The 12,364-nt window shown below is 64.4% G+C and carries 12 protein-coding genes; 1 reads left to right on the plus strand and 11 read right to left on the minus strand.

The window, feature by feature from the left end; all coding sequences use genetic code 11:
* The first annotated feature begins 31 nt into the window (after positions 1-31).
* Positions 32-601, plus strand: a complete 570-nt coding sequence (locus LDB26_RS07960) for a TetR/AcrR family transcriptional regulator (protein WP_048575773.1) — start codon at positions 32-34, stop codon at positions 599-601.
* Here the strand turns inward: LDB26_RS07960 and LDB26_RS07965 are convergent.
* The 11 genes from LDB26_RS07965 to LDB26_RS08015 all read right to left on the minus strand — a co-directional run bounded on the left by LDB26_RS07965 (position 598) and on the right by LDB26_RS08015 (position 12,348).
* The gene (locus LDB26_RS07965; RefSeq protein WP_020820686.1) at positions 598-1,191 is read right to left on the minus strand and encodes an ABC-type transport auxiliary lipoprotein family protein; all 594 of its coding nucleotides are present in this window, start codon (positions 1,189-1,191) and stop codon (positions 598-600) included. The genes LDB26_RS07960 and LDB26_RS07965 overlap by 4 nt on opposite strands.
* Positions 1,192-1,223: 32 nt before the next feature.
* Positions 1,224-2,159 carry an MlaD family protein gene (locus tag LDB26_RS07970; RefSeq protein ID WP_037444199.1) on the minus strand — a complete coding sequence of 312 codons (936 nt, stop codon included), beginning with the start codon at positions 2,157-2,159 and terminating at the stop codon, positions 1,224-1,226.
* Positions 2,159-2,935 carry an ABC transporter ATP-binding protein gene (locus tag LDB26_RS07975; protein WP_226949045.1) on the minus strand — a complete coding sequence of 259 codons (777 nt, stop codon included), beginning with the start codon at positions 2,933-2,935 and terminating at the stop codon, positions 2,159-2,161. The genes LDB26_RS07970 and LDB26_RS07975 overlap by 1 nt, the downstream gene beginning before the upstream one ends.
* An 8-nt stretch (positions 2,936-2,943) precedes the next feature.
* The gene (locus LDB26_RS07980) at positions 2,944-4,011 is read right to left on the minus strand and encodes an ABC transporter permease (protein ID WP_257541533.1); all 1,068 of its coding nucleotides are present in this window, start codon (positions 4,009-4,011) and stop codon (positions 2,944-2,946) included.
* Positions 4,012-4,049: 38 nt separating this feature from the next.
* Positions 4,050-5,267 carry a phospholipase A gene (locus LDB26_RS07985; protein ID WP_037444207.1) on the minus strand — a complete coding sequence of 406 codons (1,218 nt, stop codon included), beginning with the start codon at positions 5,265-5,267 and terminating at the stop codon, positions 4,050-4,052.
* On the minus strand, positions 5,264-6,037 hold the full coding sequence (gene fabI, locus LDB26_RS07990; RefSeq protein ID WP_037444209.1) for an enoyl-ACP reductase FabI: 774 nt from the start codon (positions 6,035-6,037) through the stop codon (positions 5,264-5,266). Before fabI ends, LDB26_RS07985 begins: the two co-directional genes overlap by 4 nt.
* Positions 6,034-7,224 (minus strand): acetate/propionate family kinase, encoded by a 1,191-nt coding sequence (locus tag LDB26_RS07995; RefSeq protein WP_037444212.1) that lies wholly within the window; start codon positions 7,222-7,224, stop codon positions 6,034-6,036. The genes fabI and LDB26_RS07995 overlap by 4 nt, the downstream gene beginning before the upstream one ends.
* The gene (locus LDB26_RS08000) at positions 7,221-8,642 is read right to left on the minus strand and encodes a bifunctional enoyl-CoA hydratase/phosphate acetyltransferase (protein WP_037444215.1); all 1,422 of its coding nucleotides are present in this window, start codon (positions 8,640-8,642) and stop codon (positions 7,221-7,223) included. The genes LDB26_RS07995 and LDB26_RS08000 overlap by 4 nt, the downstream gene beginning before the upstream one ends.
* Before the next feature lie 3 nt (positions 8,643-8,645).
* A complete protein-coding gene (locus tag LDB26_RS08005) occupies positions 8,646-10,403 on the minus strand; it encodes an alpha/beta hydrolase (RefSeq protein ID WP_048575771.1) in 1,758 nt (585 codons plus the stop codon).
* A gap of 25 nt (positions 10,404-10,428) precedes the next feature.
* Complete coding sequence (locus LDB26_RS08010) at positions 10,429-10,755, minus strand: oleate hydratase (protein WP_245843010.1); 327 nt, start codon at positions 10,753-10,755, stop codon at positions 10,429-10,431.
* A 237-nt stretch (positions 10,756-10,992) separates the two neighbouring features.
* The gene (locus LDB26_RS08015; RefSeq protein ID WP_003168745.1) at positions 10,993-12,348 is read right to left on the minus strand and encodes an IS1380-like element ISKpn23 family transposase; all 1,356 of its coding nucleotides are present in this window, start codon (positions 12,346-12,348) and stop codon (positions 10,993-10,995) included.
* Between the last annotated feature and the right edge of the window lie 16 nt (positions 12,349-12,364).

Genomic DNA, 12,364 nt, shown 5'->3' on the forward strand with positions numbered 1-12,364 from the left:
AGTATATTCACTGGTCGGTATACATTGCGGTATGACCAGAACCGATGTGCCCACACGCGATCGAATTATCGAGGCGGCCGGCAAGCTCTTTCACGCCGAGGGAATCCGCGCCGTCAGCGTCGATGCCGTCGCTGAGAAGGCGGGCCTGACCAAGCGGACGCTCTATTACCATTTCCGTAGCAAGGACGATCTGATCGCGGCGTATCTGGAAACGCGAGACCAGCCGAACCTTGCGCTGTTCCAGCGCTGGTTCACTGAAACGGTGGGCAGCACGGCCGACAAGGTGCAAGGCATCTTTTGCAATCTTGCGGCTTCCGCACGGCATCCGAAATGGAAGGGCTGTGGGTTCCTGCGGACATCGGTTGAGCTGATCCACCTGCCGGGGCACCCTGCGATCCTTGCAGGACGCACGCACAAGAAGCGCGTAGAGGACTGGCTGTGCTCGCTGTTTGCAGATGTGCGCCCACCAGACGAGGCCCGGCGTCTTGCGCGCCAGATCATCCTTCTGCTCGACGGGGCATTTGCCGTCGTGCTGCTTCATCGAGACCCGAGTTATATGGAGAGTGCTGGTGAGGCAGCGGCGCAGTTGGTCCGAGGTTAGTGCACAACCTCACACCATTCCAGGATCTGGAGCGTATAGTGCGATACGGCCCGATCGAACGCGGAAGTGATGGCTGACTGGCTGCTGGCGGATGCGCGCTCATCGACCGTGAAGCGGCGGCTTGCGATCGGTTGAAGACTGGCGGAATCGACAAGGGTGGCTGAGCCGCTCACTCTTATCGTCGGAGCGTCGGATTTTTGGGCGTTTCCGCGATAATCCGCTTCGAAACGATCTATCGTCAGGTGCAGGAGCGGGGCGCCGTTGCCCCGGGCGGCAGCGGGCAGGAGGCGAACAGAAGAGGTCGCCTGTTCGAAACGGCGCATCACCGCCTGGGTGAACAGGTCCGGTGCTGGCGCAACCCAGCGCGCATCCTTGATATAGAGGACGGTGTCGCCATGAGCCGTCAATATGCGGTCACCGTCGATCTCGGGAGCGAACCGGACGCGCCCCAGCGTTACAGGCTTTTTATCCCGCTCTATTATGGGGGCCTCATGCGCCGGGTCTTCGACGATGCCGAAGCGATAGAGGTTATCGGGCGGTCCGCTTTTCAGAACGGAGACACAACCGGCCAGCGGCAGGACAGCGGTCATGATCGCGATCCTGGCTCCACGCGTAAAACACATCATCGGGGTAGCTCCAGTTCCTGTCCACTGTCCTTGGTGAGCGCACGGCGCGGATTCTGGCGTATTTCGCGCAAGAACCCATCGAGCGATTCGGATGTCTCCTGCAGGCTATGCATCGCGGCATTGACGGCGGGGAGGGTGGTCGTTCCGATTGTCTCGCTTTGCCGGTTGATATGGGCGAGGGTGCCGCGCGCTTCGCCGATTGCGGCCTTGAGCTCGGTCGCCGCCTCCGACATCTCCGCGAGTGTCCGGCGTCCGTCTCCCTCGCCCATTTCCCGAATGAGCGCCGCTGACGCTTCGATATCGGTGGCAGCGGAATCGAGTTTTGCCAGCATGGACCCGGCATGATCGAACATGGCGCGATTCTCGGCGAGCTCGCCCATGGTGAGACGTACATCCTTTATCGTCGCGCTCAGATCGGCGATGTTCTCGTCCGAGATGAGCTTGTTGACCTGGTTGAGCGCCCTGGTCGCGCTTTCGACCATCTGGCCGCCGCCCTGAATCAGCGACGACATGGCGTTCGGCTTGCTTCGAATAACAGGCCGGTGGGAGCGCTCGGCCTCGCGCAGGAGAGGCTGTTGCGGATCGCCCGCGCTGATCTGGACGATACTCGTGCCGGAAATGCCTTGCGTTTCGGTGGATGCCAGAGAATCGCGGCGAACCGGCGTGCGTGCCTGCAGGGATATGTCGGTGATTACCCGGTTGGGATTGTCTTCGTCGAGCCTGATCCGTTCGATCTGACCCATCTTGATACCGTTGAACTGGACATCCCCGCCCACGCTGAGGCCGCGAACAGGGCCCTCGAAGATGATCCTGTATCGGTCATATTCATTGCTGAAACGCGATCCGCCCAGCCATACGACAAACACCACGCCGGCAATCAGCAGCAGTGTCGAGATGGCGCCTACCAGCGCGTAATTGGCCTGCCGTTCCATCAAATGCTATCCTGCTGTTCTGCCGCAGCGCGGCCGCGCGGCCCAAGGAAATAATCCCTGATCCAGGGATGATCCGATTGCTCCAGCTCGTGAAGCGGGGCCGTGGTCACGATTTTTCGATCGGCGATGACGGCGACCCGATCACAGACCGCGTACAGCGTGTCGAGATCGTGGGTAATCATGAAGACCGTGAGGCCCAGCGTATCGCGCAGATCGCGGATGAGCGCGTCGAATTCTGCGGCGCCGATCGGGTCGAGACCTGCGGTGGGTTCATCGAGAAACAATATGTCGGGATCAAGTGCGATCGCCCTTGCAACGCCAGCGCGCTTGCGCATGCCGCCCGACAGTTCGGCCGGACGAAGATCGGCGGCATGGGCGGGAAGGCCGGCAAGCCTGATCTTGAGGCGCGCCGCTTCGCGCATGAACCCCGGCGCGAGGCGGGTATGCTCCAGCATCGGAGCCTCGACATTCTGAAGCACGGTCAGGAAGGAAAAGAGCGCGCCCTGCTGGAACATGACGCCGATGCGCCGTTGAACATCGCCCTGCGACCGGCCCATATCCTCACCGAAAACTTCCACGTGTCCGGCGTCGGGCTGCTGAAGGCCAAGAATAGTGTTCAGAAGGACCGACTTGCCCGATCCAGAGCCGCCGACCACGCCCAGTATTTCACCACGCCTGACTTCGAGATCAAGATTGTCGTGAATGACCTTGTCACCAAATGCGGTGCGCAGACCGGTCACCCGGATCGCGAGCGGATCGGCCAGACCGTTGTTCACGGACCCGCTCACAGGCCGAGCACCATGAAGATCACCGCAAAGATGGCATCGAACATGATAATGAGGAAAACAGACTGGACCACTGCGGACGTCACATGACGGCCCAGACTCTGGACGTCTCCTCCCACCATCATTCCATGGCGGCACCCCGCGGCAGCGATCAGCAGGGCGAGGAACGGGGCCTTGCCCATGCCGATCCAGAAATGCTTGATACTGACGGTTTCCGCGAGACGGGTGACGAAGAAGGAGGGGCTGATGTCGATGGTGGCCCAGCTTACGAGAAGCCCTCCCAGGAGTCCGCCCAGGTCGCCCACGAACGTCATGAGCGGAATCATGACGAGCGCGGCGAGGATACGGGGCGTGACGAGGGCATCGAACCGGTCGACACCCATGACCTGCATGGCGGCCACTTCCTGGTTCATCCGCATGGAGCCGATTTGTGCCGCGAAGGCAGAGGCCGAGCGGCCCGCCAGAAGAATAGCGGCGATGACGACGCCAAACTCCCTGAGGATTGCGACGCCCACAAGTTCGACGGTAAAAATCTCCACTCCGAGGCTGGTGAGGAGATTGGTGCCGACCAGTGCGATGATCGCACCGATGAAAAACGTCATGATGAAAACGATCGGCAAGGCATTGATGCCTGATTCTTGCATGACAGCGAATAGCGGTGTGACCCGCAATCGCCTGGGGCGTAACAATGTGCCTCCAAGAGCAAGGATCATCTGACCGGTGAAAACCAGCATCGCATAGGCGTCGTGAGCGATTTCAATGATCTGCTGGCCGAAGCGCGCGAAGAACCCGGTCAGGTAGCCACGGGGGGGCGGGCTATCCTCGTGAGGCGTCATGCCCGGCGCAACGAGGTTGGCCAGACGTCGCACATCGTCACGTGTGCCGAACAGGATCTCGCCGTCGGTGGGCATCAGTTTAAGGAGCAGCAAGGCGCCGGTCGTGTCGATCCTCCCGAGGGCGGAGACGTCGATCCTGTTCGCCTGCTGTCCTCCCACAGCCGGCAGCGGCTGACGGCTCGCCTGGTCAAGGGTCAGGGCCGTCCAGTCGCCCTCGGCGTGGAGGGTCAAGGAACCGTCTTCTTCAACCAGCGTCCATGTCGCCGCCTTCATCGGATCAGCGCGATCCCGACGCGCAGACGCCTGGTGTTTCGATCATAGTCGAGGAGGTTTTCTCCATATCCGATGAAGCTCTGACCGAAGAGGTAGAAGTCCGGCCCGCCGCCCAGGATACGGCGGAGCGGATAGGACAGGTCGGCGGACAGCGCGCCCTTTCCGCTGCCGATATTGAAGCGGGTGGAGGTGGAGAGGCGCAGTCCATTATCCTCCCCGACCTCCATAAAAAGACCGGTGTTGCCGCGATACCGGCGTATGTCGGGATTGTCGGACTTGTCCCCGACGAAGAGGGAGAGGCGCGGCGCGATAGAGAGGCGATAGCCGCCGCCCAGCGGAATGGCGGCCATGGGCGCCAGATAGATGCTGTTGATGCTCCGCGAGGCCTCGCCGTCCCGGCCGTTGGACTCGTGCCGGATGCCACCCTGTGCGCTCAGGGACACGCCGCTCGCCAGTGTGGTCGAGGGCGTAAGATAGAATATCTCGGGCTGGAAATCGATGTTCCGGAAAGGCGAGGAGTCCGCGCCCAGATCCCAGAACATGCGCTGCGTGTAGGCGAAATGGAGTCCATCGCGCCAGCTTTGCGGGAGACCTTCCGCGCGGCGGCTTCCGAACAACTGATATTTGAAGCTGAGCTGGATCCGGGCTTCGCTGTTGGTGTCCGGACCATAGACCGCATAAATGGGTTCGTAGCCGGACAGGTTGGCGAGGAAGGCGTTGCCCGCCCTGCGATCCGAAGGCGGCGGTGTGGGAGCAGGGGCTCGCACAGGCGGAACCGGCGCAGGCGTGTGCGCCTCGGCGAGATGCGATGCCGGCGCCGCAGGGCGCGGTATCATGGCGATCTGGCTGACGTTCCAGGCGGGGATGGAAAGCCGGGCCAGGTCCAGGGATTGCCCATCACGGGCTGCCAGGCGGTAGCGGGCGCGCTCGAATCCGCGGGGCGCTATGATCACATGGTCCGCCACATCGCGGGCGCGCTCGAGCCAGACCGTCCGGATATCTCCCGACCGTTCGACCCGGGCCTCGATCCGATCAGGGAGCGCGAAGCTCTGCGGTTCATCGCCCTCGTTCAGCAAGCGCAGATCGACGAGCAAAGCGCCCTCTGCATCCTGTTCGCCCGCGTCCCGGACGAGCACCGCTACCGGCGCTGCCTGCGCCGCGGCGGGCACAAGGAGCGCTGTCGCCAGCAACCATCGGATAGACCGGTCCATCATGCGAGAAGGTGCTGTCCGCCATCGACCGGGATCACCGTTCCGGTGATCCGGCTGGCTGCGTCACTGACGAGGAAGGCAGCCAGCCCGCCGACATCCTCTATCGTCACCAACTGGCCGACCGGCGTCTGGGCGGCGGCGCGCTCGAGCAATTCATCGAACCGCGCGATGCCACTGGCGGCGCGGGTGGCGATAGGGCCCGGCGATATCGCATGGGCGCGGATGCCCTGGGGGCCCAGTTCGGCGGCGATATAGCGCGTCGCGCTCTCCAGCGCCGCCTTGACCGGTCCCATGAGGTTGTAGTTTTCAACGACGCGCTCCGAGCCGTAGAAGGTGACGCAGAGCAGGCAGCCGCCTTGCGCCATCAAGGGCTCGGCCAGCTTCGCCATGCGAAGGAAGCTGTGGCAGGAGACGTCCATCGCGATGCCGAACCCCTCGGCGCTGCTGTCGACGACGCGGCCATGGAGATCGTCGCGGGGTGCGAAGGCGATCGAATGCAGCAGGAAGTCGAGTCCGCCCCATCGGTCCCGCACCTGGTCGAACAGGGCCTCGAGCTGGCCGGGCTCACGCACATCGCAGGGGGCGAGCCATTCGGCGCCCAGCCGGTCCGCCACCGGCTCGACCCAGCCTTTCGCCTTCTCGTTCAGATAGGTCGCGGCAAGGCGCGCGCCGCAGCGGCTGAAAGCCTCGGCGCAGCCCGCTGCAATGCTCTGTTCGTTGGCGATACCGACGATCAGGCCACGCTTGCCGCGAAGATCGACGAGGGGGGTCATGTTTTAACTCCAAAAAGGGTGGCCAGTGTCTGCAGGACGATCATCCGTTCTTCGTCCGTCGGGATGACGCGGACGGTAATGGGGCTGCCAGGCGCGCTGATGACGTCGGCATGGACGGCATTGGCCCGCTCATCGAGGCTGATGTCGAGCCATGCGAGGCGCTCGCAGATGCCCGCGCGGATGGCGGCGTCGTTCTCGCCGATGCCGGCCGTGAAGACGAGACCGTCAAGGCCGCCCAGCGATGACGCCAGCGCGCCGGCCTCGCGCGCGGCACGCCAGATGAAGAGGTCGATGGCCTCGCGGGCTTCGGGCCGGTCGCTGGCCGCAAGCTCACGCATGTCGCTCGAGATGCCTGATACGCCCAGCAGGCCCGATTGCTTGTAGAGCAGCGCCTCCACATCGGCGGCGCTCATGCCCACCCGGTTCTGGAGATGCAGGATGACGCCAGGGTCGATCGACCCGCAGCGCGTGCCCATCATCAGGCCGTCGAGCGCGGTGAAACCCATCGTCGTGTCGATGCTCTTGCCGCCTGACATGGCGCACAGGCTTGCGCCGTTGCCCAGATGCGCGGCGATCACGCGGCCGGCGGCAAGCGATGGGTCGAGCTCTGCCAGGCGGCGGGCGATATAGTCGTAGGAGAGGCCATGGAAGCCGTAGCGCCTGATGCCCTGCTCGTGAAGTGCGCGCGGGAGCGCGAAGCGGGTGGCGGGTGCGGGGCGATCATGGTGGAAGGCGGTGTCGAAGCAGGCGACCTGGGGAAGGTCCGGCGCGAGCGCGGCGATCGCGCGGATGGCAGCCAGATTATGGGGCTGGTGGAGCGGGGCCAGTGGACAGAGCTTCTCAAGCTCCTCGAGCACTATGGTATCGATCAGGCACGACTGGGCGAAGTCGACCCCGCCGTGGACGACGCGGTGCCCGACGGCGAGGACTTCGCGCCCTTCGAGATGCGATGTGGCCCAGTCAAACAACCATGCGAGCAACTCTGCATGGGTCATGGCGCGTTCGTCGGGCCACTCGCGTTCGATCAGCACTGTGCCTGCTGCGTCGCGAATGGCGAGGCGGGGAGAAAGACCGATCCGTTCGATCTTGCCGCCGGCGGACAATGTCGGTTTGCGGTCGCGATCGAGCGTATAGAGCGCGAACTTGATGCTGGACGAGCCCGAATTGAGGCTGACGACGGCCTTCATGTGCGCATACCCTCCGGCAGGCCGGGCGCCGCCTTGGTCGCCGCGCGCGCTACCAGCACGGCAACGGCGCAGGAAGCAAGGCGCGTGCGCAGGCTGTCGGCCCGGCTGGTGAGGATGATCGGCACACGCGCACCCAGCACGATGCCTGCCGCATCCGCCCCGCCGAGGAAGGTGAGCTGCTTGGCGAGCATGTTGCCCGCCTCCAGATCGGGTACGACCAATATGTCCGCCTTGCCCGCGACGGGCGACACGATCCCTTTTTCCTTCGCGGCCGCCTCGCTGATCGCATTGTCGAAGGCGAGCGGGCCATCGAGGAGGCCGCCCGTGATCTGGCCCCGGTCGGCCATCTTGCACAGCGCGGCAGCATCGAGCGTGGTCGGCATCGCCGGGTTCACCGTCTCGACAGCGGACAGGATCGCGACCCTGGGTTGGCCGATGTCCAGCACATGGGCAAGATCGATGGCGTTGCGGATGATATCCGCCTTTTCTTCAAGGTTCGGCGCGATGTTGATCGCCGCGTCGGTGATGATGAGCGGCGTCGGATGGCCGGGCACGTCCATCACATAGGCATGGCTGATCCGCCGTTCGGTACGCAGGCCCGTCGCGCGCGACACGACCGCGCCCATCAATTCGTCGGTATGCAGCGATCCCTTCATGAGCAGCACCGCCTCGCCGGCCCGCACCAGTTCGACGGCCTTCGCCGCCGAATCATGGCTGTGCGCGCTTTCCACGATGCGATAGGCCGCCACATCCTTGCCGGCCTCGGCCGCCGCTGCAAGAATGCGGGCCCTCGGTCCCACCAGGATCGGATCGATCAGCCCTGCCTCGGCGGCCTCGACCGCTGCCGCCAGCGCGGCGGCCGAACAGGGGTGAGCGATGGCGGTGCGCGCGGGGTTGCCGCGCACGCCCTCGATCAACCGATGATAGCCGTCATGGTCTGACAGGCGGATATCGGGGAGCGCGATGCGCGGGCGGCGGATCTTCTCGGTGGGGGCCTTGACCTGCGCTTCGCCGGTGATGACGGTCTCGCCATTCTGATTGTCGCAGCGGCAGTCGAGCAGCAGGATATGCTTGTCCGCCCGCTTTTCCGTCACCGTCACCGTCGCGGTGATGGCGTCGCCGATGCCCACGGGCCTCAGGAACCGCAGCGACTGGCCGAGATAGATGGCACCGGGGCCGGGCAGTTCGGTCCCGAGCACCGCCGATATCAGCCCGCCGCCCCACATGCCGTGCGCGATCACCCGGCGGAAGAAGTCGCTTTCGGCATAATCCTCGTCCAGATGGGCCGGATTGACGTCGCCCGACACCAGCGCGAAGAGCTGGATATCGCGCTTGGAGAGCGTGCGGGTCACGCTCGCGCTTTCGCCCACGGCGATCTCGTCGAAGGTCCGGTTTTCGATCATGGCCTCATCGGTCATGGCTCAGCGCTCCAGGACATAATGGCCGGGCGCGTCCGCGATCGGCGCATAGCCTTTGTCCGCGGCGCCCATCGACGGCGGGGCCCCGGGCGCGCCCGAACGGCTTGCAAGCCAGTCGCCCCATTCGGTCCACCAGGAACCCTGCTTCTTCTCTGCGTGGCGTTCCCATTCCTCCGGATCGTAGGAGAGACCATCGGTTTCGCGCGTCAGCACGCGGTAGCGCCGGCCGTTGTGGCCCGGTTCCGAGACGATACCGGCATTATGGCCGCCGCTCGTCAGCACGAAGGTGATCTCGGCCCCGGTCAGCAGGTGGATCTTATGCACCGAATGCCAGGGCGCGACATGATCGCGCTCGGTGCCGACGACGAACAACGGTCTGCGGATCGCCGAGAGCGCGATGGTGCGACCATTGACCTTGTATTTGCCCTCGGCCAGGTCATCGTCGAGGAACAGGCGCCGCAGATACTGGCTGTGCATGGCATAGGGCATGCGCGTCCCGTCGGCGTTCCAGGCCATGAGGTCGTTGAGAGGCGCGCGCTCGCCCATCAGATATTCCGACAGGATGCGCGACCAGACGAGGTCGTTGGATTTGAGGATCTGGAACGCGCCGCCCATCTGGCCGCTGTCGAGATAGCCCCGGCTCCACATCATCTTTTCGAGGAGATTGAGCTGTCCCTCATCGATGAAGAGGCCCAGTTCGCCCGGTTCGCTGAATTCGGTCTGCGCCGCGAAAAGCGTCACGCTGGCAAGGCGATCGTCACCCTCGCGCGCCATCGTCGCCGCTGCGATCGAGAGCAGCGTGCCGCCTAGGCAATAGCCCACGGCATGAACGGCGGGCGCGCCGGTAATCGCGCTCACCGCATCGAGCGCCGCCATCGGCCCGAGTTGCCGATAGGCCTCCATGTCGAGGTCGCGGTCCTCGCTGTCCGGATTGTGCCAGGAGATCATGAACACGGTGAAGCCCTGGGACGTCAGCCACTGGACGAGGCTGTTCTCGGGCGAGAGGTCGAGGATGTAATATTTCATGATCCATGCCGGCACGATCAGGATCGGCTCGGGCCGCACCGTGTCGGTGGTGGGGGCGTACTGGATCAGTTCGATGAGGCGGTTGCGATAGACGACCTTGCCCCTGGCGGTCGCCACCGTCTCCCCCACGCGGAAGGCGTCCGTGCCCGCCGGAGGCAAGCCTCTTACGAGATGCTGCATATCCTCGATCAGATGGCGGAACCCGTCGACCAGGCATTGGCCGCCGGTCTCGACGATCTTGCGCTGGAGAACCGGGTTGGTCGTAAGGAAGTTGGTCGGCGCAAGGATATCGAGCATCTGTCTGGCGGTGAATTCGACCATGTCCTCATGATGGCTGCCGACGCCGCCCACCCCGGTTGTCGCCGCGTGCCACCATTGCTGGTTGAGAAGGAACGCCTGCGAGAGGAGGTTGAAGGGCGGCTGCTGCCAGGCGGGATCGGCAAAGCGGCGGTCCTGCGGCAGCGGCTCGATCGCGGGCGCCGCGTCGCGGTCGCCTGCGGATCGGACGGCATAGTCGAAGAGCCGCACATATTTGCGGGCCGCCTTGGCGGTGAGTTGCAGCTGCTTGCCCGGTGCGAAGGCGAGATGATGTCCCCAGTCCGAAAAGGCCTGGAGGATGGTGATGGGGGAGAGCCCCGCGGTCATCTGCGCGATCGCGGCGCCCGCGGCCCTGTCGAGGGTTTCGGCGATCCCGTCGAGCGGGTCGGGTGCCTGGGGCATGTTCTGGGCGCTCATGATCGGTCCTTTTTGAAGATTTCCATTACAGGGCGGCTACCGGTCGGGCCGTTGCCCGGGGAGGCAAAGCTGCGGCAAAAGGCCGCTGTCGCCCTTGAGCCTCCATCTCGCGCCCGCCGCGGATCACGAAGCCCTTTTCCGGCTCCTCGATGCCGTCCAGCGCGCCGCCCGGCAGCGCCAGCCGCTCGAGGATGGTGATCCTCTCGCCGGCCATGTGGCCGTCGCGGATCAGGAAGGCCGCGCCCGAAAGCGCCGCAAGGCCCGAGCCGACGAACCAGGCGGTCTTGCCATCCACCCCTGCGGGTTTGCGGGGGCGGGCGAAGGCGTAGAAATTGCCGCTGTTGTATTCCATGCGAATCTCCTTTGAGCATACATTCCCCAAGTGGCATGCCGTCTGACGTGAGTTTCGCCTGAATCCGACCGCAGGACAATCATTTTCCGTCCCGAGCGGCGTCGTCGGGCGCGCAAGGCGCTGAGACAGGGCAGATCGGCCCGCGAAGCCGCCGTGTTGTGCCCTGGTGGCGGTGTTTTTCAGCGCAGCGGACAGACCCATCCTGCCGTTTTCGTTCAGTTTGGGCGTGGATGGCGGTCATGCGCATAGCGGAGGCGCTCGCAATCGGCGGATGGCGGCGAGGATGGCGCGGACCATCGGACCGGTGACGGCCACCTCGGCCAGCTGGAAGGTGATGGCGCGGGCATGGCGGACGACACGTGCCCCGATCTTGATCAGCTTCAGTTGCAGGCTGGTCAACGACCAGTCGGCCATCGTCTCGGGCAACTCGATGCAGCGCAAGAAGATGGCCAGGTTGTAGGCCAGCGCATGCAGTTGCAGTCGCACCTCATTGTCGCGGAACTTCCGGCATGACAGCCGCGTCCAGTGGAAGGCATATTTACCTTCCTTGATGTGCTGCTCGGCGGTGCCGCGCTGGTTATAGAACCGCACCACCCAGTCGGGCTCCATCGGCAGGTTGGTGACGATGAAGCCGACACGCGGGAACAGTTCGCCCGGATGCCATTCGATCTTGGCGATCACCCGGCGTTCCTTGTCCCAGGATGCCGCCTGATACTCGAAGTCTTCGTAGAAGCGCTTGACCTTGGTCAGCGAAGGTCGCCCGACAGGGCGCGTCAGCCGATGCGCGATCTTCTCGCGCAGGACGTTGTTCGCAGGCAGCCGGATGGCGTAGAAGAATCGGGCTTCTTCCAGCCGCTCATAGATCGCGGGGATCGCGTAGGCGGCGTCAGCCCGGAAGAACCGGCCGCAAAGGTCGCGCTCCGCGTAGCGGGCGATGACGGGGTCGAGAACGTCCCGCCAGCCATCGGCGCTGTGGACGTTGCCATGGCGCAAGGCGCAGCGCTCCAGCATGCCGAACTGGTTGAACAAAAAGTTCGGGTGATAGCAGGTGCAGTCGAAATGCCCGTTCCAGGCCGCGCCCTCCTGATCGCCATGGGTGGGGCTGACCGAACTGTCCATGTCCAGAACGATGTACTTCAGCCCGTTACGGTCATGGAACCGGTCGATCCATTGGCCATTCAGGTCGGCCAGCGCGGCACGGTTCTCGGGCTGTGCCAGTGTCTCGGTCTCGAACCGTCCCATCTGCGAGGCCGAGGCCGCTTGCGCATCGACAGCCCTTCCACCCACGACCTGGCGCATCACCGGATCGAGGGCCAGGCGGTCGGCGTCGTTCACATCCTCGTATCCGGCCAGTCGCCCGAACACCGATTGCCGGAACAACCCGTCAAGCCGGTGGACCGTGTTCTTGCCGCGCCGGGTGTCGCGCAATGCTTTTGCCGCCAGATCGGACAGCCCGAGCGCGTCATCCAGCTCGCGCATCACCAGCAGGCCGCCGTCGGAACTGAGCTGCGCACCTCGGAACTCCACATGCACCCGGCGGTCGAACTCGACCCGATCTGCCCGCTTCGAACCCGCACCCTCTGGGTGATCCATCAAACGCGCCCCTCAC

This window comes from Sphingobium sp. CFD-1, from assembly GCF_024611115.1.
In the GTDB taxonomy this organism is placed as follows: domain Bacteria; phylum Pseudomonadota; class Alphaproteobacteria; order Sphingomonadales; family Sphingomonadaceae; genus Sphingobium; species Sphingobium baderi_A.